Genomic DNA, 25,164 nt, shown 5'->3' with positions numbered 1-25,164 from the left:
TTGCCTAAGCATTGAGCTGGTAGGCAGTTTTTACGGGTATTGCGGGCTATTATGCTAATATCTGCCGAATTTATTTTTATGACTTGTTTGGAGTTATCGGATGAAAGTTACACTACCTGATTTTCGCCGCGCCGGTGTGTTGGTGGTTGGTGACGTCATGTTGGATCGCTATTGGTATGGGCCGACCAGCCGTATTTCACCGGAAGCGCCGGTGCCGGTGGTCAAGGTTGAAACCATCGAAGAGCGTCCCGGTGGTGCGGCTAACGTCGCGATGAACATCGCCTCGTTAGGGGCCAATTCGCGCCTGGTGGGTCTGACGGGGATCGACGACGCGGCGCGTGCGCTGAGCGCCAAGCTCAACGAAGTTAACGTGCGCTGTGACTTTGTCTCGGTCCCTACGCACCCGACCATCACCAAGCTGCGCGTACTTTCCCGTAACCAACAGCTGATCCGCCTGGACTTCGAGGAAGGTTTCTCCAACGTCGATCCGCAGCCGATCATGGAGCGTATCCAGCAGGCATTGCCGCAGATTGGCGCACTGGTACTGTCGGATTACGCCAAGGGCGCGCTGAGCAAGGTGCAAGGCATGATCGCATTGGCGCGTGCGGCGAAGGTTCCGGTACTGATCGACCCGAAAGGCACCGATTTTGAACGTTACCGTGGCGCTACGCTGCTGACCCCAAACCTGTCCGAATTTGAAGCCGTGGTCGGTCATTGTCAAAGTGAAGAAGAGCTGGTGACGCGTGGGATGAAGCTGGTGGCGGACTTTGAACTGTCTGCACTGCTGATCACCCGTTCCGAGCAGGGGATGACGTTGCTGCAACCGGGCCGTGAGCCGTTGCATCTGCCAACCCAGGCGCAGGAAGTGTTCGACGTGACCGGTGCCGGTGATACGGTGATCGGTGTGCTGGCCACCGCCCTGGCGGCGGGTAATACTCTGGAAGAGTCCTGCTTCCTGGCTAACGCCGCCGCCGGTGTGGTGGTGGGTAAGTTGGGCACCTCGACCGTCTCGCCAGTCGAGCTGGAAAACGCCATTCGTGGCCGCGCCGAAACCGGCTTTGGTGTAATGACAGAAGCCGAGCTGAAAAAAGCGGTAGCGCAGGCGCGCCAACGCGGCGAGAAAGTGGTGATGACCAACGGCATCTTCGACATTCTGCACGCAGGCCATGTCTCGTACCTGGCGAATGCGCGCAAATTGGGCGATCGCCTGATCGTGGCGGTGAACAGCGATGCGTCAACCAAACGCCTGAAAGGGGAAACCCGCCCGGTTAACCTGTTGGAAAACCGTATGGTGGTGTTGGGCGCGCTGGGTGCCGTGGATTGGGTAGTGCCGTTTGAAGAAGATACGCCGCAACGCCTGATCGCCGAAGTTCTGCCAGATCTACTGGTGAAGGGCGGTGACTACCAGCCGCATGAGATTGCTGGCAGTGCTGAAGTCTGGGCCAACGGTGGCGATGTGCGGGTACTGAACTTTGAAGATGGGTTATCCACCACCAACATCATCAAGGCCATCAAGGATGGGCGCGGTTAATATTTTTTGACTGTAGGGGCGCTGAGCACTGCGCCCGAAAAAGACGACGGGTAAACAGGGTGGTTTGCAGTGAGTGGACTTAAGCAGGAGCTGAGTTTAGCGCAGGGCGTTGGGCTATTGTCCACTTCACTGCTGGGTACCGGGGTCTTTGCCGTTCCGGCATTGGCGGCGCAGGTGGCGGGGGGCGACAGCCTGTGGGCCTGGCCAATACTGATTGTGCTGGTATTCCCGATCGCCATCGCTTTTGCGGCGTTGGGCCGCCATTTCCCCAGTGCCGGTGGTGCCGCGCATTTTGTCGGTCTGGCTTTTGGGCCACGCATGGCAAAGGTAACCGCTTGGCTGTTCCTCTCTGTGATCCCCGTTGGCTTGCCTGCCGCATTACAAATCGCCGCAGGATTCTGGCAGGCCACCTTTGGTTGGGATGCCAATGGCCTGTTGCTGGTGCAAATTGTTACGCTGGTGGTGATTTGGCTGCTTGGCACACGCAGCGCCGGTTCCAGTGCCAATATTCAGACCTTGATTGCCCTTCTGGTGATAGCTCTGGTGGGGGCTATCTGGTGGCAAGGCGGCATTACCCCATCCCAAATCCCATGGCCTGCGGTCAGCGATATTTCTCCTCCTAATATGTTCCACGCGTTGGCGGTGATGTTCTGGTGCTTTGTCGGGCTGGAGGCTTTTGCTCATCTGGCGACCGAGTTTCGCCATCCAGAGCGGGACTTTCCGCGCGCGTTAATGCTCGGGCTGTTGGTGGCGGGGGCGGTCTATTGGGGCTGTACCGTAGCGGTGCTGCACTTCCATGCTTACGGCGAACATCAGGCGGCGGCCGCTTCGTTGCCGGGGATCGTGGTGCAACTGTTTGGCGAGCATGCGCTGTGGATTGCCTGCATCATCGGCTATCTGGCCTGTTTTGCCAGCGTGAATATCTACACCCAGAGCTTTGCCCGCCTGGTCTGGTCACAGGCCCAGGAAAAGCCTGCTAGCGGCTTAGCCAAACTCTCTGCGGGTCAGGTGCCGGTCAATGCATTGAGCGCAGTGGTAGGTTGCTGCCTGCTGTTCACTTTGCTGATCTATACCCTGAAGCTGCCGCTGGATACGTTGCTGGTGTATGCCAATGGCATTTTCGTGCTGATTTATCTGCTGTGTATGTTGGCGGGTTGGCGGATCTTGCAGGGGCGTTCGCGGCTGATGGCGATCGTCGGATCCGCTTTGTGCTTGTTGTTACTAGTGATTATCGGCTGGAAAAGCCTGTATGCGCTGGCGATGTTGGTGCTGATTTGGCTGGTGATGCCGCGTAAAACGCCGGCGGTGGTCTCCAAGCAATAAGGGCGCATTGATGCGCCCCTTACAATAAACTTATTCGTCTGCTGGCTTGGCTACCGGTGCGGTATCCAGCTTGCCTTCCAATTCAGTCAGGCGCTGTTCCAGCAATGCCAGCTTCTCGCGGGTGCGCAGCAGGACTTGAGTCTGCACGTCAAATTCTTCGCGGTTAACCAGATCCAGACGGGTCAACTGCGCTTGCAGTACCTGGCGGATTTTTTTCTCAACGTCTTCCCCGAATTCACGTACGCCTTTAGGCATCGACTCTTGGACCTGGCGTGCGATCTGTTCAATTTTTTTCGGGTCAATCATGGCGTTTCCCTTTCTGATATTTGGTGGCAGATGCCTAGTGTAATGCGAGTTGCTCGCCGGATAAACCATTACCGTGTTTGCTGCGCGATCCCTCATTACGCGACCGGATGGCTTGAAACGCTAAAGCGATGGGGTTATAGTCGAGATGCTTATTCTCAGGGCGGGGTGCAAGTCCCCACCGGCGGTAAATCACCATTCACGGTGAAAGCCCGCGAGCGCTCAGCCTATCTCTCAGGAGTGGGTTAGAGGTCAGCAGATCCGGTGTAATTCCGGGGCCGACGGTTATAGTCCGGATGGGAGAGAGTAACGACACCTGTCGGGCGTATGCCCCGCTTGCGTTATTTTTTTGGCTATTGGCATAGCCACTCCTCAAGATCGCCCTGGTTCTGGTAATCCATAATTTTAATGAGGTTTTTTACCATGAATCAGACTCTACTTTCAGATTTCGGCACGCCGGAAGAACGCGTTGAACGCGCTCTTGATGCACTGCGCAACGGGCGCGGTGTGATGGTGCTTGATGATGAAAACCGTGAAAACGAAGGTGACATGATCTTCGCCGCAGAAACCATGACCGTTGAACAGATGGCGCTGACCATTCGCCACGGTAGCGGCATTGTTTGCCTGTGTATCACTGAAGATCGTCGCCAGCAGCTTGAGCTGCCGATGATGGTCACCAACAACTCCAGCCAGTTCCAGACCGCCTTTACCGTGACGATTGAAGCGGCGCAGGGCGTGACCACTGGCGTCTCAGCTAGCGATCGCCTGACGACCATCCGTGCGGCCATTGCAGACGGTGCCAAGCCGAGCGATTTGAACCGCCCAGGCCACGTGTTCCCGCTGCGTGCTCAGCCTGGTGGCGTATTGAACCGCCGTGGCCACACCGAAGCGACCATCGATCTGGTCTCAATGGCCGGTTTCAAACCCGCTGGCGTGCTGTGCGAGCTGACTAACGATGACGGCAGCATGGCGCATGCGCCGGAAGTGATCACCTTTGCCAAGCAACATGACATGGTGGTGCTGACTATCGAAGATCTGGTGGCCTATCGCCAGTCGCACGAAAAGAAAGCCAGCTGAGTCGCTGACTGAAATGAAAAAGCCGCTGATGAAGCGGCTTTTTTGTGCTTAAAATTCTTTATCCGATGCCGCCGCTTTGCAACAGCGTCAGGCTAAATCCCATCACCGCCATGCCGCACAGCACGCCATAGCTTGGATTATTATGTGGATCGATCTCTTTGGCCAACGGCATTAATTCATCTACCGACAGCGCCACCATAATCCCGGCCACCGCAGCCATAATCGACGCCATCACCACCGGTGAAACCATCGGGCCGAGCACCAGGAAGGCCAGAACGCCCCCCAGAATTTCTGCCATGCCGGAAATACCAGACCACAGCAGCGCCTTGGTTTTGGAGCCGGTTGCCGCATACACCGGCCCGGCGACCGCCAATCCTTCTGGAATATTGTGGATGGCGACCGCGAGCGCAATGCCCATCCCCAGTTCCAGATCGGCGCTGGCGGTCACAAAGGTAGCAATCCCTTCCGGGAAGTTGTGCAGGCTGATGCCGAGCGTCAGCAGCATGGCGGTGCGTTTCAGGTTATGGGGCTTGATGGGCTTTTGCACCAGATCTTGCGGATGCTGGTGTGGCAGCATGCGATCCAGCGCAAAGTAACCTAACAGCCCGAGCATAAACATGCCGTAGCCAAGCATGGGCGACATGCCGACGGTGTGCAGCGCAGCGGGCAGCATTTCCATCAATGAAATTAACAGCATAATCCCTGCGGCAAAGCCGAGCGCAAACGCCAGCAGGCGGTTGGAGGGCTTCTGGCCAATAATGCCGAGCAGGGCACCGACAAAGGTTGCGCCCCCGGCTAACAAGGTCAGGATCAGCGGTACAGACATGCATTCTCCTTGTATGCTAATGAAAATATACCCATTTCCGATACTAACAGAGCCAAAGCATAAATCGAGTGGATTTGGCTGATGGTTTCAATCGCTCCAGCCATTCAAATTTCTTGAAGATCACCATCAGGGTTATCCGGCTGCCTTGGTAGGACAAACAGCGTAATGTAGTCAGCAGAACGATTTTCACGCTAACCAAGGATTTTTTATGACCACCTCTCGTATGCCTGCACTCTTTCTTGGCCACGGAAGCCCGATGAACGTGCTGGAAGATAACCGCTATACCCAGGCCTGGCGTGCGTTGGGTGAGCAATTGCCACGGCCAAAGGCGATCGTTGCTGTGTCTGCCCACTGGTACACTCGTGGGACGGCAGTGACGGCGATGGAACATCCAAAAACCATTCACGACTTTGGCGGCTTCCCGCAGGCGCTGTTTGATACGCAGTACCCGGCACCGGGTTCACCGGAGCTGGCGGCAGAGCTGCAAAGCCTGTTGGCCCCGGCGCAGGTGATGGCCGATACCAGTGAGTGGGGGTTGGATCACGGTAGCTGGGGCGTGCTGATCAAGATGTATCCGCAAGCCGATATCCCGGTGGTGCAGCTGAGCATCGATGGGACTCAGCCAGCGGAATACCATTTTGAGCTGGGCCGTAAGCTGGCGGCGCTGCGAGAGCGGGGGATCATGATCGTGGCCAGCGGCAACGTAGTGCATAACCTGCGCATGGTGAAATGGCAGGGTGACACCAGCCCGTATCCTTGGGCGGAGTCATTCAACCAGTACGTACGTGATAACCTGGACTATCAGGGCGAACATCACCCGTTGGTGAATTTTATGCAGCATGAAGGCGCAGCGTTGTCGAACCCGACGCCAGAGCATTATCTGCCGTTGCTGTATGTATTGGGCGGCTGGGATGGTAAAGAGCCGATTTCAGTACCGATCGATGGGATTGAAATGGCCGCGCTGAGCATGCTTTCGGTGCAGGTTGGTTGATTGCTTAGGGTTGAGACTGCTAACTCAATCGGTTCACTACAAGGGGCGCTGCATGCTGCGTCCCTTGTGATAATCAACGGGTTAGTTGCAGTCTTGCTGGGTAAGGCGAATGCGTCATTAATAGATATCCATATCCTGTGAAAGACGAGTCAGTTCATCCATTGCTGCAGCAGCTTCGATGTCTCGCTGCTCTTTGTAGGCCATAAGGTCTGCAAAGCGTATGCGGCGATGACGCCCTGTTTTATGGAATTCGATTTTGCCTTCTTCTAGCATTTTCACAACATGCGGCCTGGATACATTAAGTAAATTTGCGGCTTCTTGGGTAGTCAATTCCGCATGAACGGGCACAACCTGAACAGCGTTCCCGTTTGCTAGTTCTCCTAGTATCTCAACGAGCATTTTCACCGCAGAAGGTGGAACCTCAATAGAGTGTTCATTTTGCTCATCGTCTCTGATCGAGAAGTGGCGAATATCTAGTTTTGTTGCCAACATCGCCGATAAATCTCGATAACCTTTTTGGGCAATCTCTTTTTCTTGCACACCAGGCAAGTTGATTTTGGAAAAAGTTGCACTGGTCATAATGGCATGTCTCTCTGATTTCTATAGCACGAAATACAATATATTCGAAATATTCGAAATAATCGAAAATCGCAATATTCGAAACGCTTGCTGAAGCTCTACAAAAAACCTATTACCCCCCGTAACCACAGGACTCACGGATCACCAGCGAAGGCGGCAGAATGATGCGCTTTGGCGGTTCATCGTTACCCTGAATGCGGCTATACAACAGTTCTCCGGCCTTGCGGCCAATCTCGCGTGAGGCGACGGACACCGTGGTCAGCCCCGGCTGTACCAGGGAAGCCTCGGTAATATCGTCAAAGCCAATCAGCGCAAAGTCGCGGCCTACCTGGCGGCCAAGTTTGCGTAAAGTCTGCATCACACCCAGCGCCACGATGTCCTGATAGCATAATGCGGCGGTGATCTCCGGGTACGCCGTAAACAGTTGCTCTGCGGTTTTAGCACCAGAGCTTTGGCTAGCCTCACTGCAAACAATCCATTCCCCGTTGACCTGAATCCCCCTTTCCAACAGCTTGCTGGTATAGCCACCCAGGCGTTGCGCGCGCGAGGTGGAACTGACCGAACCACCAATAAAGGCGATATGCCGATGGCCCAGATCCAGCAGGTGCTGCGTGGCTAGCTGAGTGCCCAAAAAGTTATCGGTACCGACAAAGTCAAAATGAGCGTCCGCAACCGGGCGCACCACCATAATGGCCGGGATCTTGCGGCGTTTGAGCGTTTCAAAGAACAGCGGCGGCGTTTGGCGTGCGGAGCACAGCACCATGCCACTGGCATTGTTCTGCAACAGCGAGTCGACAAATTTTTGCTGTCTAGGGGCAGACTCTTCGCTGTTAGCCAAAAACAGCATGAGCTGGTGGCGCTCCATCTCCTGGCTCAACCCGGCGGTCATTTCCGCATAAAACGGGTTGGTGATGTCGTGTAGCAGCAGGCCGACCTGATTACTGCTGCGATTGCGCAGGTTAGCCGCGGTCTGGTTATAGACGTAGCCAAGCTCATCGATGGCGCTCAGTACGCGCTTTCGGGTTTCATCCGAGATGCGGCCACGATTACGCAATACCATGGAAACCGTGGCGGTGGAGACTTTGGCTTGGGCGGCGACGTCGGCCAGCGTGATGGTGCTCATTTCATATCCTGTTTGCAGGCGGGATCTGTCATTAAGGTATAACGATTAACCTTTTGTTGGCAAATGATGAAAATAATTTGTGATGCTTATCGCAATAATTTGGGTTTTAGTCCGCTTTATCGCCGTTGTTTGAGGTTAATCCCGTTAACCACGCTGTTTAAGATTGGGTTAATCGATTAATCTTTGATTATGTTTTCAGTGCATAGGCAAAAGATCATGTCCGAGCAACATCGTAAAGCAAACTATGACAAACACCCGGAACTGGTGGTGCAGGGATTTGACCGCGCAGCCTGGCAAGGTTGGCCAGCCGTGGTGCAGGCCATCAGCAGCCAAATCGCTGCGCAAGGATTGGCTAAAACCGTACTGGTGGTGGATTGCTACCACGGCGTGGATTTGGAGGAGCTCAAGTCACAGCTGATCGATCCCTTGTTACCCGCTCTGGTACTGAACGCCGAGCAGGCAAAATATGATGAAAGCCATATCCACGCGATGATTGAGCGCAATCTGACGGATGACCGGGTCTTTGGCGTGTTGTCCTGCCACGAAATGCCGGAGTTTTTTGCCGATGAGGCCGTGCAGCAGCAGCGTGCGGCAATCGCGGCCGTCGAAAGCGGCTTGGTGGTGGTGTATGGGCCAGGGGCGGCACTCATCGCGGCAGGGGATGTGCTGGTCTATGCCGATCTGGCGCGCTGGGAGATACAACAACGTTTTCGCCGGGGCGAGTTGGGCAACTGGGGCGTTGCCAACCTGAATGAAGACGTACTGCGCCGTTATAAGCGCGCATTTTTTGTGGAATGGCGGGTTTTTGATCGTCACAAAACCCCCTTGTTGCAGCGAGCCAACTTTGTGCTGGATACCAATCAGGCCGGTTCACCCAAGCTGGTAGCCGGTACCGCGTTCCACGCCGGGTTGCAACAGGCCACCCAGCAACCGTTTCGCGTAGTCCCGTTCTTTGACCCCGGTGTATGGGGCGGTCAATGGATGAAGCAACAGTTCGATCTCGATCCGGCGGCAGCCAACTATGCATGGTGTTTTGACTGCGTGCCCGAGGAAAACAGCCTGCTAATGCGGTTTGGTGACGTCCGGGTCGAGATCCCCTCACAGGATTTGGTGCTGCTGTATCCTCGCCCTCTGTTGGGTGAACGAGTACATGCCCGGTTCGGCGCTGAATTCCCGATCCGTTTTGACTTCCTGGATACCGTCGGCGGGCAAAACCTCAGCTTCCAGGTGCACCCAATTACCGAATATATCCAGCAGCATTTCGGTATGCATTACACCCAGGATGAAAGTTACTACATTCTGGCGGCGGAGCCGGAAGCCAAGGTTTATCTGGGCGTGAAAACCGGCACCGACCCACAGGCTATGATGGCCGATCTGGCTGCTGCTCAGCGGGGTGAAAAAGCCTTTGATGATGAAAGGTTTGTTAACCAGTTCCCGGCCAACAAACACGATCACTTCCTGATCCCGGCGGGGACGGTGCATTGCTCTGGCGATGGGGCAATGGTGCTGGAAATCAGCGCCACGCCTTACATCTTCACCTTCAAACTCTGGGATTGGGGTCGTCTGGGGTTGGATGGGCAGCCGCGACCGGTGCATTTGGATCATGGCGAGCAGGTGATCGACTGGCAGCGTGACACCGCCTGGGTGCAGGAGCATCTGGTAAACCGTATCGAGCCGGTGGCCGAAGGGCCGGGCTGGCGGGAAGAGCGCACTGGCCTGCATGAGCGTGAATTTATTGAAACTCGTCGCCACTGGTTCAGTGAACCGGTGTTGCACCATACCGAAGGGCGGGTGAACGTGCTGAATCTGATCGAAGGGGAAGAGGCCGTTGTCGATAGCCCTGAGGGCCGATTCGCCCCGTTTGTGGTGCACTATGCGGAAACCTTTATCGTCCCGGCGGCGGTGGGATCTTATCGTATCAGCCCTTATGGCAGCAGCCAGGGTAAAACCCTCGCCACCATCAAAGCCTGGGTAAGGGGATAAACCGATGTTGAAAGTGATTGTGATCTCGCATGGCCCGCTGGCTGAGGCTCTGATGACCAGCGCCAGCATGGTTTATGGCGAGTTGCCACATACCAGTTACGTCAGCCTCGATGAAACCGGTGGTATTGAGGCTTTCAAGCAGGATTTTGCCACCGAATTGCAGCGGGTTAGCCCCGGTGCCGATGGGGTACTGGTGCTGTGCGATTTGCTGTGTGGCACTCCCTATAACGTGGCCTGCCGCCATGCGTTTGACCCGAATAACGCCGTGCCGATGGCGGTAGTGACTGGAGTGAATTTCCCCATGTTACTGATGAGTGCCGACTTGCTGGAGGGCGTGGATGTGCAGCATGCCGCACAAGAGTTGGTGGCGCAGGGGGGCGAAACCATTGTGGTTGCCCGCCCGGCGCAAGCAGTACAACCGGACGATTTCTGAGGAAAAATCATGGCGATTTCATTTGTACGTATCGACGATCGGGTGATCCACGGCCAGCTGGTTACCCGTTGGGCGAAGGAGCTGCCCTGCGACGGGATTGTGGCGATCGACGATGAGGTAGCGGCAGATCCGCTGCTGTCATCGGTGATGAAAGGAGCGGTACAGGACACCAAGGTGTGGTTGTTCACCGTGGCACAGGCGATAGAAAAGCTGCCGAAGGTGATTGCCAGCGACAAGCAATACTTCGTGATCGGTAAATCGCCGGTCACGCTGCGCAGGCTGTTGGAAGCCGGTATCGATTTAAAAAACCGTAACCAGAAGATCAACGTTGGACCGATGTCGGCACGGGCACAGACCGTGACCATTGGTCCGAACCAGTCGGTAAATCACGAAGAGAGCGCTGCCTTCGATTTTCTCAGTGAACGTGGCCATGCGATCGAATTCCGTCTGGTACCCGACGCCAGCCATTTCAGCTGGCTAGATGCCAAAAAGAAACTCAAACAGGTCTGACTGACAGGAGTTAACTATGTGGTTTGAAGCGACGCTTATCGGGATACTCTGCTATCTCGGCGCGCTGAGTAGCCCTTGGCTGCTGGGGCTGACAGGAGGCTGGTATATTCTCAGCCGCCCGTTGGTCTCCGGTATGCTGGTGGGGGCGATCCTCGGCGATGTACAGACCGGTATCATCATCGGTGTTGCGGTTCAGGCGGTATATATCGCCATGGTAACACCAGGAGGATCGATGCCGGCCGATCTCAACTTTGTCGCCTTCCCGGCGATTGCGCTAGGGATACTTTCCGGCAAGGGCCCGGAGGTGGCGGTCGCATTGGCGGCGACTATCGGCATCATGGGCACCGTGCTGTTCAACGCCATGATGGTGCTCAACTCTTATTGGAACCACCGTGCGGACGTGGCTGTGGAGCAGGGGGATGAACGGGGGATCTATCTTATCAGCGCCATTTGGCCGCAGGTGACCAACTTCCTGCTGCGTTTTGTGCCGACCTTTATCGCGGTGTTCTTTGGGGCGCGCTACATCAACGCCTTTATGGACAGCCTGCCCGCGCTGGTGCTAACCACCATGAACGTGGTTGGTGGCATTCTGCCTGCGGTGGGGATTGCCATTCTTCTCAAGCAGATCATTAAAAACTACAGCATGCTGATTTATTTCCTGGTGGGGTTTATCTGCATCGTGTTCCTCAAGCTGAATATGGTGGCGCTGGTGATTGTTGGCGCGCTGTTAGCGCTGATCCACTACAACTATAAGCCGGAGCCGCAGGTAGCCAGCGCGCAGGCTGGGCCCCAGGCCGACGATGAGGATGAATTCTGATGGAAACGCCAACACCCAAATTGAATAAACAGGATCTGCGCCGCTGCTGGCGCGCCTGGATGATGTATAACCTGTCCTCAATGAGTTTTGAGCGCCTGGAGTCTTATGGTTTTTGCCTGAGTATGATGCCCGCGCTGAAAAAACTGTATCAGGACAAGCAGCAGCGCATTGAGGCGATCCGCCGCCACACCTCGTTCTACAACACCGAACCGCAGCTGGGCGCGATCGTCAACGGTATGGTGATCGGGCTGGAAGAGAAACGGGCCAACGGGGAACCGATCGATGGTGAAACCATCAACACCTTGAAAGTGGGCTTGATGGGGCCTGTGGCCGGGATCGGCGATTCCATGTTGCCAGGGATGTTGATCCCTATTCTGCTAAGTATCGGCATGGCGCTGGCCGCCGGTGGTAGCGTGATTGGGCCGCTGTTTTACATTATTGCCTTCAGCCTGATCGTTATCCCTGGCTCTTACTGGCTGTTTATGAAGGGTTATAACATGGGGTCCGGCTCGGTGGAGATGCTGGTCAGCAGCAAATCCTCACGCCTGCGTGAAGCGCTTTCCCTGCTGGGGGTGTTTGTCATGGGCGGGGTAGCCGCCAGCTACGTCAAGCTGGGAACCGGGCTGGAGTTTATCACCAAGGATGGGGTGAACATTCAGCTGCAACAGATGCTGGATGGTATTTTCCCTAACCTGATGCCGCTGATCGTCGTGCTGGCTACCTGGTATCTGATGGCTAAGCGCGGGCTTTCACCGGTGAAGGCGATGCTAGGCCTGCTGGTTTTGGCCGCTGCTGGAGTCGCCTGCGGCCTGTTCTCCTGATACCTCTCAATATCGGGCGCAACCAAAGTTGCGCCCGTCTTCCATCAAGGTTCAAATCTCTGCCATTTTTCCGCTACGCTACCCGGCTTGGAGATAAACTGAAAGCGTGCCGGGTCAGCCTCAAACTGCGCATAGAGCGGCTCATCGCTCAGACCAAACTCCGCGTAATGCCGTGGCCCGATGGCGTGTAACCTGCCGGATTGATAATGAGGGTTTTGCTGCCAGACGATGTTATCGCCTTGCAATAATGGATACCATGCCAGCCCTTTGTAGGCCCGTACCGCCTCATACTCAAAGCCGTATTCGCGATCGCACCAGGCGGCAAAGGTTAGTGGCTGATAGGGATCGGCGGAAATGGTGGCATGTGCCCAACCCGGCGGCACCAGCACTTTTTCCCCTGGCCCGGCATGGACGGCAAAGCAGCGGCCTGGGTCCCGTTCGACCCGTTCCTGCATATAGATGATCGCTTTGCCCTGCCAGATTTCGTACAGCTCCGGCGGGGACCAGCCGCTGTGCTGGCTGACGCGGTGAACATGCCCTTGGCTGCGTATCGGTTCACGGCCCAGTTGGCCTTTGGCATAGGTCACGATACCAAACAACAACATGCGCTTCTTTAACTCCGCCAGGTGTTGCTGCTTGGCCACATCCATCACGATGGCGTATACCTGCTCTGGGCCATCGCAGTCAGGGTCGCGAAGCGAGGGGCGGATTTGATCCAAGGTGCGGATCTCTGGCAGCGGCCCTATCACCTCATCCCCATAGCCAAAACCCATCGGATCGCAGGTCACGCGCACGTCCAACCCAAACGGCAGCATGGAGTCACTCATATTGAGCCTCCGCTTTCCAACCTGCGCCGTCGGCGAACACCCGCAGTTTGAAGCCCTGTGGCTGTAAGGCACTGTAATCATGCCCGGCCACCGTTGGCCAGACCGCTAGTGCCGAGAGCTCCTCATCGCCGGTATTAATCAGACGGTGGGCGGTGAAGGAAGGAATGTGGTGGACGCTGCCAGCAAACACTTGCTCAAGGATACAGTCGCCGTCCTGATGTTGTAATAACAGCAAGCCGCTACCGCGCAGCCCGAAGTAAAATTCGGCCTGTTCACGGCGCTGGTGGAAGTGCCCGCGGGTCATAAAGAACTCGTTACCCACTTTACCTGGTTGCAGGTGCGTAGTGCCGACAAACAGCTCACCTTCCTGCGATGGGGAAGGCAGCATCTCTACGCTGTAAACGGCAAACTCCGCTGGCATCGCCTGCCAGGCGTGACGATCGGCAAATATCCCCGCCAGGTTGCCCAGGGTCGTGGATTTATGTTGTACATCAGGTGCAGTAAAGCGCCCATCATGCAGGTTTACCTGCGGCGGGATAAGGGAAGTCAGCTTCATATCTGGTAGCTCCGCCCGAGGAGAACAGACAGAACGAGTATATGGGGTTAATCGATTAATCACCAGCGGAGACGAATAAAAAAGGCGCGAAAAATTCGCGCCTCTACGATCGAATAGGTTCGATCCTACGGATTAACCAAGAATAATATGCGGATAGAAGCGCGACAGATCCTGGGTGATCAACTCGCGATCTTCACGCAGGCCAATACCGCAAGGCTGATCGTTGACCAGCCAACTGCCGATCAGCGTATAGCTGCCCTCAAACTGTGGCAACGGATGGAACTGCTGCACAATCATGCCTTCTTCACCATATGGCCCATCTACGCGCGCCACTTCCTGACCGTTCTGGACGATCTGGATGTTGGCACCCTCGCGTGAGAACAGCGGCTTGGTGACGTAATGATCCATCTGCGGGTGATCGTCCTCGGCAAAGTAGGCTGGCAGCAGGTTTGGATGATCCGGGAACATTTCCCACAACAGCGGCAGCAGAGCCTTGTTGGAGATAATGCTCTTCCAGGCTGGTTCCAGCCAGCGTACGCCAGCGTCTTCCAGCTTGGTGGAGAACATCTCGCGCAGCATAAATTCCCACGGATAGAGCTTGAACAGGTTACCGATCACCTGATTTTGCAGATCGGTGAACTGGCCTTTCTCGCCCAGGCCAATCTCTTCCATATACAGGAATTCGGTCGGCAGGCCCGCTTCCAGCGCGCAATCTTGCAGATATTGCACCGTACCGCGATCTTCCTCGCTGTCTTGGCAGCAGGCCAGATGCAACAGGCCAAAGCCGTGGTTGGCTTGCAGATCGGCGAAACGCTCAATCAGTTTTTCTTGCAGGCTGTTGTACTGGTCCGCGGCGGGATCCAGCTTGCCGGCGTTGATCTGATCTTCCAGCCACAGCCATTGGAAGAACGCGGCCTCATACAGTGAGGTTGGCGTATCGGCGTTATTTTCCAACAGTTTAGGCGGGTTGATGCCGTCATAGGCCAGATCGAGGCGTGAATACAGCGAAGGCTGATTAGTGCGCCAGGAGCTGCGAACAAATTCCCAGGTGTGCTTGGGGATGCAGAATTTGGTCATCAGTTGATCGCTGTTGACCACCTTATCTACCACCTTCAGGCACATCTGGTGCAGCTCGGCGGTGGCATCTTCAATTTCTTCGATCTGCGCTAACGTGAATTGGTAATAGGCATCTTCGCACCAGTAGGGTTCGCCGTACATGGTGTGAAAGGCGAAACCAAATTCGGTGGCTTTTTCGCGCCAGTCTGGGCGCTCGCTAATCGCAACGCGTTTCATGTCTTAACCGCCCATGCTGCGTGAGCTGCTGGAGGTGGCGCTGCTGCGCTGCATGCTGGTCTGTTTGGCCACGGATTCACCGAAGCCACCACGGGTAACGGTATTGGTCACCGCTGGTTTAGGTGCCATGGCGGTTTTAGGTACCGTCATGGAGCGGCCGCCTGCGGTTGCCGGGCCATAGCTTTTACCACTGGCGTCAACAAACTTGCCGTTTGCCGGGCTGGCGGCGTTTTTAGAGGTAAACAGCGGCTGTTGAGCGTAGCCCCCGCCACCCATCATGCGGCCCATCATGTAGCCCGCCATCAGCGGCATCCACATGCTGCCGCTGCTTTGTGATTCTGCGGCCATGCCAGCCTGTGCTGGAGCCTGAGTACATTGCGCTTCACCGAATTCGGCGACGCAGTCTTCACGAGTGGCGTATTTAGGCGCGGTTTTTTCCGCTTCCTTCAGCGCGTTGTTATACGCGGTGGTGCACTGCTCGCTCATCGACGGGTTGGAGGTTGAACAATCGTCGGCATTTTTATACAGGGAAACCGTCTCATCCGCCTGTTCGCAGCCGGCCAGCATAAACACTGCGCTGATCGCCAAAGCTACGGGAGCAACACGGTAGCTGCGCCAGGATTTGCGGAAGGTGTCTTTGTTGATGTTTTTGGTCCGTTTCATCGATATCTATCCCATCATGCGGGCTGTATTCGCCCTTGCCCAGTAGTGGTCGATAGGATAGGGGAAAGATGCTCAAAATTAAAGCTGAAACACCCACAGGATCCACTCTTTACGCACTTATACGTTACGGTGTGCGCCAGTTCGCTTTACGGAGCATAACTGCAGCAAAAGCGTTACATAATGGAACGTTTTGTCCGAAGCTATGTTCCATTATGTAACGTTTTTTTCCTTACTCGCTAAGCAGTCGGCAGGTCGTATAGTCAGCAACAGAATAATACGTCGATATCATCCTCTGAAATCTGAACGTTACTGGGTTAACGTCCCTACAAGGAGTCAGTTATGTTGAGAATCATTCAATCCCCAAGCAAATACATCCAAGGTGCCAATGCGTCGGCCTCCGTGGGCGAATATGCCAAAGCCCTTGCCGATCATTACTTTGTGATCGCCGACGATTTCGTCATGAAACTGGCGGGCGATACTGTGATGGGCAGCCTGCATCAGCACGGGGTGAAGTATCACGCTGGTACGTTTAATGGCGAATGCTGCCGCAAGGAAATCGACCGCCTTGGTCAGGAGCTGAAAAGCCACGGCTGCAAAGGTGTGATCGGTATCGGTGGTGGTAAAACGCTGGATACCGCCAAGGCGATCGCCTATTACCAGCATGTACCGGTGGTGTTGATGCCGACCATTGCTTCGACGGATGCGCCTACCAGCGCGTTGTCGGTGATCTACAGCGAAAGCGGCGAGTTTGAAGAATACCTGATATACCCCGCCAACCCGAATATGGTGGTGATGGACAGCGCGATTATCGCCAAAGCGCCGGTACGCCTGCTGGTGGCGGGTATGGGTGACGCGCTCTCCACCTATTTTGAAGCTCAGGCCTGTTTCGATGCCCAGGCCACCAGCATGGCGGGCGGCAAGTCTACGCTGGCGGCGCTCAATCTGGCACGTCTATGCTATGAAACGCTATTGGCTGAAGGGGTTAAGGCCAAGCTGGCGGCGGAGTCTGGTGTGGTTACCGAAGCGGTGGAGCGCATCATTGAAGCTAACACCTATTTGAGCGGTATCGGTTTTGAAAGCAGCGGCCTGGCGGCGGCGCACGCCATACACAACGGTTTTACCGTGCTGGAAGAGTGCCATCATCTGTATCACGGGGAAAAAGTGGCGTTCGGCACCCTGTCTCAACTGGTGCTGCAAAACAGCCCAATGGCGCAGATTGAAACGGTGTTGAACTTCTGCCAGCAGGTCGGGCTGCCGATTACCCTGGCGCAAATGGGCATCACCGGTGAACTGACAGAAAAAATCGGCAAGGTGGCAGAGGCCAGCTGTGCCAAGGGTGAAACCATCCACAACATGCCGTTTAGCGTGACGCCGGAAAGCGTACAGGCGGCCATCCTGACGGCGGATAAACTGGGCAGCGCCTGGTTGCAACGCGTATAAATCATCGGGCGCGGTTAGCGCGCCCACTGTTCCCTACAGAGGAATTAACCGTGAAAAAGCTAATCAATCAGGTCGATTCGGTACTTAACGAACAGTTACTCGGCATGGCTGCCGCTCACCCGGAGCTGCGGGTGCATCAGGATCCGGTGTTTGTGACCCGCACGGCGGGGCCGATCCCAGACAAAGTGGCGATCCTGTCAGGCGGTGGTAGCGGCCATGAGCCGATGCACTGTGGCTTCGTGGGCGAGGGAATGCTGGATGGTGCCTGCCCAGGGGAGATTTTCACCTCGCCGACGCCGGATAAAATGTACGACTGCGGCCAGGCCATCGACGGCGGTGCCGGGGTATTGCTGATTATCAAGAACTACACCGGTGACATCCTCAACTTTGAAACGGCGACCGAATTGCTGCATGACAGCGGCGTGCCAGTGGCAACGGTGTTGGTGGATGATGACGTAGCGGTGAAAGACAGCCTATTTACCGCTGGCCGACGCGGGGTCGCCAACACGGTGCTGATGGAAAAACTGCTTGGCGCGGCAGCGGTACGGGGCTTTGATCTGGATGCGCTAGTCACGCTGGGGCACAAAATTAACAACCAAGGCCACTCGCTAGGGATCGCTCTGGGCGCTTGCACCGTGCCTGCGGCAGGTAAACCGTCGTTTACTTTGGCGGATAACGAGATGGAGTTCGGCGTTGGCATCCACGGCGAACCGGGGATCGAACGGCGGACGTTTACCACCCTCGATCAAACGGTAGATGACATGTTCCATACCCTGATCGATAACGGCGATTACCAGCGATCGATCCGCGTTTGGGATCGTCAGCAGGGGGAATGGCGTGAGGAGATCCAGGGCAAGCGAGCTTTGGCGCAGGGCGATAGGGTGATTGCGCTGGTTAATAACCTTGGGGCGACGCCGCTTTCCGAACTGTATGGGGTTTACCACCGTTTGGCGCAGCGTTGCGCCGCAGCCGGGATCGTGATCGAGCGTAACCTGGTGGGATCATACTGCACCGCATTGGATATGCAGGGGGTTTCCATCACCTTGCTGCAAGTGGATGACGAGTTGTTATCGCTGTGGGATGCGCCGGTGAACACGCCAGCGCTGCGTTGGGGCTGAGGAGGGATCATGACATTAAGCAAACAGCAGGTCGTTGAGTGGTTGATGCGTTGTGGTGAGGTCTTTACCCGCGAACGCGATTTCTTGACTCAGTTGGATAGCGATATTGGTGATGGCGACCACGGCCTGAATATGAACCGTGGCTTTAGCAAGGTGGTAGAAAAGCTGCCTTCGGTGGCGGATAAGGACATCGGCTTTATTCTCAAGAACACCGGTATGACGCTACTTTCCAGCGTTGGCGGTGCCAGTGGTCCACTATTCGGCACCTTCTTCATCCGTGCGGCTCAGGCGGCCAATGCCAAGCAGAGCCTGGATCTGGCGGAATTGAAGCAGGTGATCCAGGAAGGCGCGGAAGGCGTAGCGATGCGCGGCAAGGCAGAACCGGGCGATAAAACCATGTGTGATGTCTGGGGGCCGGTCGTTGCAAGCCTGGGCGAGTCGCTACATCAGCAGCTCAGCGTGACCCAAGCGCTACAACAGGCCGCCGTGCGGGCGGAGCAGGCCGCACAGGCCACCATCGTCATGCAGGCCCGTAAAGGGCGCGCCAGCTATTTGGGCGAACGCAGCATCGGCCACCAGGATCCGGGCGCAACCTCCGTCATGCTGATGATACAAACGCTGGCCCAAGTGGTCGAGGAGGCAGGATGATCAACATCGTTGTGGTTTCGCACAGTGCACAACTGGCGCAGGGTGTTGAGCAACTCGCCCGCCAGATGATGCGCGGCGAGGGGTGCAAACTGGTGCTGGCGGCGGGGGTCGATGATGAGCTCCACCCGATCGGCACCGATGCGGTGAAAGTGATGGAAGCGATCGAATCCGTGGCGGACGGAGCGGGGATCGTGGTGCTGATGGATCTCGGTAGCGCATTATTGAGTGCGGAAACCGCGCTTGAGCTGCTCGACCCAGAGGTGGCGGCCAAGGTGGTGCTGTGTGCGGCACCGTTGGTGGAAGGCACGCTGGCCGCGGTCGTAGCGGCTAACGCGGGCGGTAGCCTGGAGCAGGTACTGGCAGAGGCGCAAGGAGCCTTGCAGGTCAAGCAGGCACAGCTTGGTGAGGAGATACCCGCCAGCAAGCCACTGAATTTACCGCTGAGCCAGGGGAAAAGCCTGAGTTGGACGGTACAGAATCCGCACGGGTTGCACGCCCGCCCGGCGGCGCGTCTGGCAGAGGCTCTGGCTCCTTTTGCAGCGGAACTGGTGCTGGAAAAGCATGGCCAATGCGCCAACCCGCGCAGCCTGAATCAACTGGCTTTGTTGCAGGTTCGCCACGGTGACACTATCCGCCTGATTGCCGATGGCGCGCAGGCCGATGAGGCCCTGGCAGCTTTCAAGGCGTTGGCAGAGCAGCACTTTGGCGAAACCGTATCTGAGCAGCAATTGCCTTCACTGCACGGTATTCCCGTGGAGGAAAGCGTCAGCAGTGGTCCGATATTCCAGGTGTCGAGCTTCTGGCCGCAAACGGAAGAACGCCAGCTAGGGGCCGATGACGTGCTCAATGAACAGCAGCGCCTGCGTATCGCATTACAGCAGACGTTAGACGATCTGAACAAGCTGGCGGATCGCACCGGCAATCTGATCGGCAAACCGCAGGCGGCGATCTTCGGTGCGCACAGCATGCTGCTAGACGATCCCGACCTGCAACAGGCCGCCTTTACCCGTATCGCCCAACAGCAATGCAGCGCGGAACAGGCGTGGCGGCAGGAACTGGAGCAGATTGCCGACGATTATCGGGCGCTGGATGATGAGTATTTGCAGGCGCGGGAACTGGACGTACGTGACATGCTGCGCCGTACGCTGAGCCATCTGGCACGGCAGCCTATCCCGGCGATCGTGCTCAATGAGCCTGCGATCCTGGTGATGGATGAGCTGATGCCTTCCGACGTCGTGATGCTCGATCGGCGCATGGTACTCGGTATTTGCCTGAGCGGCGGCAACGCCTTGTCGCATACCGCGATCCTGGCCAAGGCGATGGGGATCCCGATGGTGGTCGGCATGAGCGAATGTATGAGCAAGACCCGCAACGGCCAGAAAGCGATGCTGGATGCGGCACGTGGCACCTTACAACTCAGCCATTAACCCCGCAGCTTGAACTGGCTGATATCGATATTCAACTGTTTGACTTTACGCCACAGCGTGGTGCGGCTGATACCCAGCAGCTGCGCCATCTCGTTAAGCTGCCCGTGGCTGACGTTGGCCACGCGGATAATCGCCTGCACCTCCATTTCCGCCAGCGTCAGCAGCGGCATGGCTGGTTGAGTGTCGCTTTCCACTAGCGGCTGATGACTGAGCAAGTGAGAGGGCAGATCGGCCAGTTGAATATGATGGCCGTGGCAAATCATCGCGGCGCGCTCTATCACTCCTTTCAGTTCCAGATCGTTACCCGGCCACAGGTACAGGCCAAGCTGGGTCATTACCTCGTCGTCTACCCGGAAGCGGCACTGGAAGTGTTGCTCCAGAGCGCGCAGATGGTGCTGAACCAGCAAAGGGATGTCACTGAGGCGCTGGCGTAGCGGCGGAATTTGGATCTCGAAGGCCTGCAGGCTATAGAACAACTGGCGACGAAAACGATTCTGTTGCACCAGCAGTGCCAGGTTGGCGGCGCTGGTAGCGATCACCCGCACGTTCACCGGGATCACGCGGCTGGAATTCATACGCATTACCACGCCGGTTTTTAGCACCTGCAACAGGGCGGACTGCATGGCCAGCGGCAGGTATTCGACCTGTTCAAGATGCAGCGTGCCGCCGTTGGCCAGTTCGAACTTGCTGAGCTGGCCCGCCTGTTCTTCGTTGGCATCACTGCCGAGTAACTCCTTCAACCCTTGTGCCTCGGGCAGCAACTGGCAGTTCAAGGCGATATAAGGCCCGGCTGCACGTTCGCTGGCATTGTGGATGGCCTGGCTGAGCAGCTCTTTCCCCACCCCTTCTTCACCGCACAGCAAAATCGGGTGATGGCCCTTCGCCGCCTGCTGGCCATAGCGGATTAGGCGACGCATTTCCTGGGTGCCTGAAGGCATCTGTTCGAAGGTGTGGCTGACCCGGCCGATCTGGCTACTGACGTATTGATGCAGCCTTTCCAATGGATGCAGCAAGGCGATGAAGCTACAGTGCTCACCGTCCAATATCGGTTTGAGGGTGAGCAGCGCGGCGATAAACTGGCCCTGGCTTTCAAAGGTGACTTCCACATGCTGTAACGGCTGGCGTTGGCTGATGGCGCGGTTAAGCAAGGCCGGTAACGTCAGCAACTGTGCCAGTGGTTTGCCTTGGCTCTGCTGTTCATGCAGCTTGAGCATAGTGGCGGCGCGCGGGTTGATATATTGCAGATAACCCCGGTGATCCCAGGCCATAACGCCGTCGTCTACGCTGTCCAGTAGCCCGTTGAGCTGATTGAGATGGCGATTGGATTCGGCCAGCAAGCCGTCGGCGTTCAGGGCATTGCCGATCTCTCGGGCAATCGCCAGGATCAGGGAAAGATCGCCCGCATTGCAATCGGCCAACTGGCAACCCAAAGCCAACATACCACGCTGGCGGCCGCTATTGTCATGTACCGGTGCGGCGCAGAATGACCAGCCATGCAGCGCCTGGCGCACGTGTTCATCGCTATGGATCTGTACCGGATGGCCTTCGGATGCGGCCAGGGAAGGGGCATTGGTGCCGATATCGCCTTCTGCCCAATAAGCACCGGGCGCAAAACCCAGTTCGAGCAGTTGCTCGCCGGTCGCCTTGTCGCCGCATTGCCACAGCGTGCAGCCGCTTTCATCGAGGATCAGCAACACGCATTGGCGCTGCTCCATATATTCCCAGGCATCTTCCAACGCCGCCTGGCCGAGCGTAATGAAATCATCCTTACGCCGGCAGATAGAGTCGAAGGTAGTGCCCAGGGCGCGATGTGGGGCTTTCCACACGGCGGGTTGCATCAGATGGCTGCAGCGTAGCCAGGAGGCATAAATGGCCGGGGAGGGGCGCAGCTGTGGCGGTAACGCGCCTTCGGTGATCAACCGTTGCCAGAGTGAAGCGTTGTCCATCAGATCCCGTTCAGCAGATAAACCCCAATAGGGAGCCAATCATAACATTAACCTGTTTAGAGAGGCTGTGAGGTGAGGGGCAGATGCGGGATTATTGGATAAAAAAACGGAGCGCGGCAAATGCCGGGCCCCGTTATTCGGTAGCTCAAAGCTGGAGCAGGTTATCTGCTAGCCGTTGGCCGAGTGGTGCTGGAACCGTCAACATAGGCATCTTGCGCCGCTGTTGGGGGGGCTACCACATCTGGCGCGGTGGAGATTGGCTTGCCTAGTGTTCCGTTAAGCATCATCAGATCGTTTTCGTTCAGCGTGCCGAGCGCCGATTTGATGTTCAGCTGGTTGATCAGGTAAGAATAACGCGCATTGGAAAGCTGTTGCTTGGCGTTATACAGCGTGGTTGTCGCATCCAGCACGTCAACGATGGTACGGGTACCCACTTCGTAACCGGCTTCGGTCGCATCCAGAGAGCTCTGGGCAGAAACCACCGCTTGTTTATAAGCGCTGATGCTGCTGATGGACGCAGAAACGTTGTTGAAGGAGGAACGCACGGTTTGCACCACGCTGCGGTGGGCGCTTTCCAACTGCTCACTGGCACCGACGAAGTTGTACTGCGCCTGTTCTACCCGCGAGTTGGTTACGCCGCCGTTGTACAGCGGCACGCTAACGCTGATGCCGACCTGGTTCTGGCCATTAATCGAGTCGTTGCCACTGGTCCCTGTGTTAGCTCTGGAACCGCTGTATTTGGAATTGGTGATCCCGGTAGAAGCATTTAAATCAACCGTTGGCATATAGCCGGTTTGTGCCGATTTGATCTGCTCACGGGCCAGATCCTGGTTCAGGCGGGCAGACAGCAGGCTCAGGTTGCGGCTTTCCGCTTCTTTCAACAGGCTGTTGACGGCATCCGGGCGCTTGGTGCTGAACTTGTTGGTATCCAGCGAGGCCAGTTCCGGGTAGAAGGTGCCGGTAATTTGGCGTAACGATTCTACCGCGTTATCCAGGTTGTTACGGGCAGTCACTTCGTTGGCCAGCACGGTATCGTAGTTGGCACGGGCGTTCTGCACGTCGGTAATGGCAACCAGGCCCACGTTAAAACGTTGGGTGGTCTGATCCAGGGTACGGTAGACCGCTTGTTTATTCGCCTGGGTATAGGACAGGGCGTCGATCGCCTGCAGAACGTTGAAATAGGCGGTGGCCGTATCCAGGATCAATTTCTGGGATGACGTCTGGAAAGTGACATCGGTAATACCGGCGGTCTTTTCCTGCAGCGTCAGCGCGCGCCATTTGGACATATCAAAGATAGTCTGGGTCAGCGCGAGCGAGCCTTGGGTGGTATTGCTGTTAAGCCCATTGGCATCGCGGAAGCCGTTGTTATAGGTATAACCAGCAGATAAGCCAAGCTGCGGCAGCAACGGGCTGCGTGCTTCGTTGATTTTTTCAAACGCCGCATCACGATCGGCAGCGGTTTTACGCAGATCCGGGTTACTTTCCCTGGCCTGTTTGTAAACCTGCAACAGGTTCTCTGCCTGGCTCATGGTGCTGAAGCCAGCGAGGCTCAGACCAATAAGAAGGGGGAGCAGTTTCTTCATTTGCATTCCTTGTTGTGCAGCAATATTGCTATGTTAGCGCTGACGATAGACGAATAGTTGCCAATTCTAGCAGAGTCTGCCGAGCGCTGAGGGTGGCTTAATGTGCCATCTCACAGAACTTTTACCTTGGTGTACGCTACGTTTACTGACACTGGGCTATTTGCATCGGCGCTACCTGATATCATGGTTCACAATCTAACACAAAGCGGGTGAAGATAATCCCGCCGTTTCTGTCATCAAATCCCTTTATTTTGCCGGCATAATCACACAGGAGAATTCGTAGATGAACCGCTCGCAACCTTCACCCGTTACTTTCGACAAAAATGATGTAGAAATTATTGCACGAGAGACGCGATACCGTGGTTTTTTTTCACTCGACTTATATCGCTTTCGCCATCGTCTGTTCAACGGTGAGATGAGCGGTGAGGTCACTCGCGAGGTTTTTGAGCGCGGTCATGCGGCGGTGTTGCTACCCTATGATCCCATCAGGGACGAAGTGGTGCTGGTTGAACAACTGCGGATCCCGGCCATCGATAGCTCAGCTTCCCCTTGGCTGCTGGAAATGGTTGCGGGTATGATCGAAACGGGAGAAAGCGTTGAGGACGTGTGCCGCCGCGAAGCATTGGAAGAGGCTGGCGTGGTGGTCGGGCGCTGCAAGCCGGTGCTGAGCTATCTGGCCAGCCCTGGTGGCACCAGCGAACGTCTGTCTATTATGGTCGGTGAGGTTGACGCCCTGACGGCCGAAGGGATCCACGGATTGCCCGAAGAGCATGAAGATATCCGTGTCCACGTGGTCAGCCGCGAACAGGCTTACCGCTGGGTTGAAGAAGGCGCGATTGATAATGCCGCATCAGTGATTGCATTGCAGTGGCTGGCGTTGCACCATGAATCGCTTAAAGCAGAATGGGCCAACTAAATGCAAAAGCGCTATACCCCTGACTTCCCCGAAATGATGAGATTGTGTGAAACCAACTTCGCGCAATTGCGGCGTTTGATGCCGCGTAACGACGAAGTCGATGAAACCGTCACTTATCAGGTGAATGGCGCCCACTATCGTCTGACTATTGTTGAATCTACCCGTTACACTACGCTGGTGCAGATCGAGCAGACTGCGCCTGCGGTCAGCTACTGGAGCCTGCCTGCGATGACGGTGCGGCTGTACCACGACGCGATGGTTGCGGAAGTGTGTTCCAGTCAGCAGATCTATCGGTTTAAAGCGCGTTATGATTATCCGAACAAAAAGTTGCATCAACGTGACGAAAAGCATCAAATTAACCAGTTTCTTGCTGATTGGTTGCGCTACTGTTTAGCGCATGGAGCAATGGCGGTTCCGGCTTGTTAGGTCG

Annotated in this window: 25 protein-coding genes and 1 riboswitch; of the genes, 15 read left to right on the top strand and 10 right to left on the bottom strand. The window is 56.1% G+C overall.

What is annotated here, in order from left to right; translation table 11 throughout:
• Positions 1 to 100: 100 nt before the first annotated feature.
• Both hldE and yjeH read left to right on the top strand, forming a co-directional pair.
• Positions 101 to 1,531, top strand: a complete 1,431-nt coding sequence (gene hldE, locus KGP17_RS23765) for a bifunctional D-glycero-beta-D-manno-heptose-7-phosphate kinase/D-glycero-beta-D-manno-heptose 1-phosphate adenylyltransferase HldE (RefSeq protein WP_021179499.1) — start codon at positions 101 to 103, stop codon at positions 1,529 to 1,531.
• 69 nt (positions 1,532 to 1,600) lie between these two features.
• Positions 1,601 to 2,854: an L-methionine/branched-chain amino acid transporter gene (yjeH, locus tag KGP17_RS23760; protein ID WP_223498502.1), complete on the top strand. Its 1,254-nt coding sequence runs from the start codon at positions 1,601 to 1,603 to the stop codon at positions 2,852 to 2,854.
• A 30-nt stretch (positions 2,855 to 2,884) separates the two neighbouring features.
• On the opposite strand, the gene KGP17_RS23755 is transcribed toward yjeH, so the two are convergent.
• Positions 2,885 to 3,160 carry an accessory factor UbiK family protein gene (locus tag KGP17_RS23755; RefSeq protein ID WP_021806869.1) on the bottom strand — a complete coding sequence of 92 codons (276 nt, stop codon included), beginning with the start codon at positions 3,158 to 3,160 and terminating at the stop codon, positions 2,885 to 2,887.
• Between the two features lie 147 nt (positions 3,161 to 3,307).
• Positions 3,308 to 3,469, top strand: a riboswitch (FMN riboswitch).
• A 111-nt stretch (positions 3,470 to 3,580) separates the two neighbouring features.
• Here KGP17_RS23755 and ribB point away from each other — a divergent pair.
• Positions 3,581 to 4,234 (top strand): 3,4-dihydroxy-2-butanone-4-phosphate synthase, encoded by a 654-nt coding sequence (ribB, locus tag KGP17_RS23750; RefSeq protein ID WP_021179502.1) that lies wholly within the window; start codon positions 3,581 to 3,583, stop codon positions 4,232 to 4,234.
• Positions 4,235 to 4,292: 58 nt separating this feature from the next.
• Here ribB and zupT read toward each other — a convergent pair whose 3' ends face one another.
• On the bottom strand, positions 4,293 to 5,060 hold the full coding sequence (gene zupT / locus KGP17_RS23745) for a zinc transporter ZupT (RefSeq protein ID WP_021806868.1): 768 nt from the start codon (positions 5,058 to 5,060) through the stop codon (positions 4,293 to 4,295).
• A gap of 208 nt (positions 5,061 to 5,268) precedes the next feature.
• Here zupT and ygiD point away from each other — a divergent pair, with 208 nt between their 5' ends.
• The gene (gene ygiD, locus KGP17_RS23740) at positions 5,269 to 6,051 is read left to right on the top strand and encodes a 4,5-DOPA dioxygenase extradiol (protein WP_071682106.1); all 783 of its coding nucleotides are present in this window, start codon (positions 5,269 to 5,271) and stop codon (positions 6,049 to 6,051) included.
• A gap of 117 nt (positions 6,052 to 6,168) precedes the next feature.
• Here the strand turns inward: ygiD and KGP17_RS23735 are convergent, their stop codons facing one another.
• Positions 6,169 to 6,630 (bottom strand): helix-turn-helix domain-containing protein, encoded by a 462-nt coding sequence (locus KGP17_RS23735; RefSeq protein ID WP_024483048.1) that lies wholly within the window; start codon positions 6,628 to 6,630, stop codon positions 6,169 to 6,171.
• Between the two features lie 112 nt (positions 6,631 to 6,742).
• Positions 6,743 to 7,753 (bottom strand): LacI family DNA-binding transcriptional regulator, encoded by a 1,011-nt coding sequence (locus KGP17_RS23730; RefSeq protein ID WP_059201845.1) that lies wholly within the window; start codon positions 7,751 to 7,753, stop codon positions 6,743 to 6,745.
• A gap of 216 nt (positions 7,754 to 7,969) precedes the next feature.
• Here KGP17_RS23730 and KGP17_RS23725 point away from each other — a divergent pair, with 216 nt between their 5' ends.
• From KGP17_RS23725 to KGP17_RS23705, 5 genes are read left to right on the top strand one after another with little or no spacing between them, the layout of a single operon-like run.
• Complete coding sequence (locus tag KGP17_RS23725) at positions 7,970 to 9,736, top strand: class I mannose-6-phosphate isomerase (protein ID WP_223498501.1); 1,767 nt, start codon at positions 7,970 to 7,972, stop codon at positions 9,734 to 9,736.
• 4 nt (positions 9,737 to 9,740) lie between these two features.
• Entirely contained in the window at positions 9,741 to 10,169 is a 429-nt protein-coding gene (locus KGP17_RS23720; protein ID WP_223498500.1) for a PTS sugar transporter subunit IIA, read from the top strand.
• A 9-nt stretch (positions 10,170 to 10,178) separates the two neighbouring features.
• Positions 10,179 to 10,679, top strand: a complete 501-nt coding sequence (locus KGP17_RS23715) for a PTS sugar transporter subunit IIB (protein ID WP_223498499.1) — start codon at positions 10,179 to 10,181, stop codon at positions 10,677 to 10,679.
• Between the two features lie 16 nt (positions 10,680 to 10,695).
• Positions 10,696 to 11,496, top strand: coding sequence for a PTS sugar transporter subunit IIC (locus tag KGP17_RS23710; RefSeq protein ID WP_223498498.1), 801 nt, complete (start codon positions 10,696 to 10,698; stop codon positions 11,494 to 11,496).
• Entirely contained in the window at positions 11,496 to 12,317 is an 822-nt protein-coding gene (locus tag KGP17_RS23705) for a PTS system mannose/fructose/sorbose family transporter subunit IID (RefSeq protein WP_059201841.1), read from the top strand. Before KGP17_RS23710 ends, KGP17_RS23705 begins: the two co-directional genes overlap by 1 nt.
• Before the next feature lie 44 nt (positions 12,318 to 12,361).
• On the opposite strand, the gene KGP17_RS23700 is transcribed toward KGP17_RS23705, so the two are convergent.
• From KGP17_RS23700 to KGP17_RS23685, 4 genes are all read right to left on the bottom strand, one after another.
• A complete protein-coding gene (locus tag KGP17_RS23700; protein ID WP_223498497.1) occupies positions 12,362 to 13,144 on the bottom strand; it encodes a glucose-6-phosphate isomerase family protein in 783 nt (260 codons plus the stop codon).
• Entirely contained in the window at positions 13,137 to 13,700 is a 564-nt protein-coding gene (locus KGP17_RS23695) for a glucose-6-phosphate isomerase family protein (protein WP_223498496.1), read from the bottom strand. The genes KGP17_RS23700 and KGP17_RS23695 overlap by 8 nt, the downstream gene beginning before the upstream one ends.
• A 132-nt stretch (positions 13,701 to 13,832) precedes the next feature.
• Positions 13,833 to 14,993, bottom strand: a complete 1,161-nt coding sequence (locus tag KGP17_RS23690) for a glutathionylspermidine synthase family protein (RefSeq protein ID WP_021806865.1) — start codon at positions 14,991 to 14,993, stop codon at positions 13,833 to 13,835.
• 3 nt (positions 14,994 to 14,996) lie between these two features.
• Positions 14,997 to 15,656, bottom strand: a complete 660-nt coding sequence (locus tag KGP17_RS23685; protein WP_021179506.1) for a DUF1190 family protein — start codon at positions 15,654 to 15,656, stop codon at positions 14,997 to 14,999.
• A 339-nt stretch (positions 15,657 to 15,995) separates the two neighbouring features.
• Here KGP17_RS23685 and KGP17_RS23680 point away from each other — a divergent pair, with 339 nt between their 5' ends.
• The 4 genes from KGP17_RS23680 to dhaM are packed head-to-tail and all read left to right on the top strand — an operon-like array spanning position 15,996 to position 20,289.
• Positions 15,996 to 17,096, top strand: a complete 1,101-nt coding sequence (locus tag KGP17_RS23680; RefSeq protein ID WP_094983156.1) for a glycerol dehydrogenase — start codon at positions 15,996 to 15,998, stop codon at positions 17,094 to 17,096.
• A 50-nt stretch (positions 17,097 to 17,146) separates the two neighbouring features.
• The gene (gene dhaK, locus KGP17_RS23675; RefSeq protein ID WP_021179508.1) at positions 17,147 to 18,214 is read left to right on the top strand and encodes a dihydroxyacetone kinase subunit DhaK; all 1,068 of its coding nucleotides are present in this window, start codon (positions 17,147 to 17,149) and stop codon (positions 18,212 to 18,214) included.
• A gap of 9 nt (positions 18,215 to 18,223) precedes the next feature.
• Positions 18,224 to 18,862 (top strand): dihydroxyacetone kinase subunit DhaL, encoded by a 639-nt coding sequence (gene dhaL / locus KGP17_RS23670; RefSeq protein WP_021806862.1) that lies wholly within the window; start codon positions 18,224 to 18,226, stop codon positions 18,860 to 18,862.
• On the top strand, positions 18,859 to 20,289 hold the full coding sequence (dhaM, locus tag KGP17_RS23665; protein WP_094983154.1) for a dihydroxyacetone kinase phosphoryl donor subunit DhaM: 1,431 nt from the start codon (positions 18,859 to 18,861) through the stop codon (positions 20,287 to 20,289). Before dhaL ends, dhaM begins: the two co-directional genes overlap by 4 nt.
• Here the strand turns inward: dhaM and dhaR are convergent.
• Together dhaR and tolC are read right to left on the bottom strand one after the other, a co-directional pair.
• Positions 20,286 to 22,235: a dihydroxyacetone kinase operon transcriptional regulator DhaR gene (gene dhaR, locus KGP17_RS23660; protein ID WP_115159740.1), complete on the bottom strand. Its 1,950-nt coding sequence runs from the start codon at positions 22,233 to 22,235 to the stop codon at positions 20,286 to 20,288. The genes dhaM and dhaR overlap by 4 nt on opposite strands.
• A 161-nt stretch (positions 22,236 to 22,396) precedes the next feature.
• Positions 22,397 to 23,818: an outer membrane channel protein TolC gene (gene tolC, locus KGP17_RS23655; RefSeq protein ID WP_037376203.1), complete on the bottom strand. Its 1,422-nt coding sequence runs from the start codon at positions 23,816 to 23,818 to the stop codon at positions 22,397 to 22,399.
• Positions 23,819 to 24,101: 283 nt separating this feature from the next.
• Here tolC and nudF point away from each other — a divergent pair, with 283 nt between their 5' ends.
• Positions 24,102 to 24,734: an ADP-ribose diphosphatase gene (gene nudF / locus KGP17_RS23650; protein WP_021806860.1), complete on the top strand. Its 633-nt coding sequence runs from the start codon at positions 24,102 to 24,104 to the stop codon at positions 24,732 to 24,734.
• Positions 24,735 to 25,160 (top strand): DUF1249 family protein, encoded by a 426-nt coding sequence (locus tag KGP17_RS23645; RefSeq protein WP_021179514.1) that lies wholly within the window; start codon positions 24,735 to 24,737, stop codon positions 25,158 to 25,160.
• Positions 25,161 to 25,164 lie beyond the last annotated feature (4 nt).

Origin of the sequence: Serratia sp. JSRIV001, from assembly GCF_019968745.1 — a bacterium.
Lineage (GTDB): Bacteria > Pseudomonadota > Gammaproteobacteria > Enterobacterales > Enterobacteriaceae > Chania > Chania fonticola_B.
The sequence above is the reverse complement of the archived record's forward strand: the minus strand, read 5'-3'. Positions and strand labels throughout refer to the sequence as shown.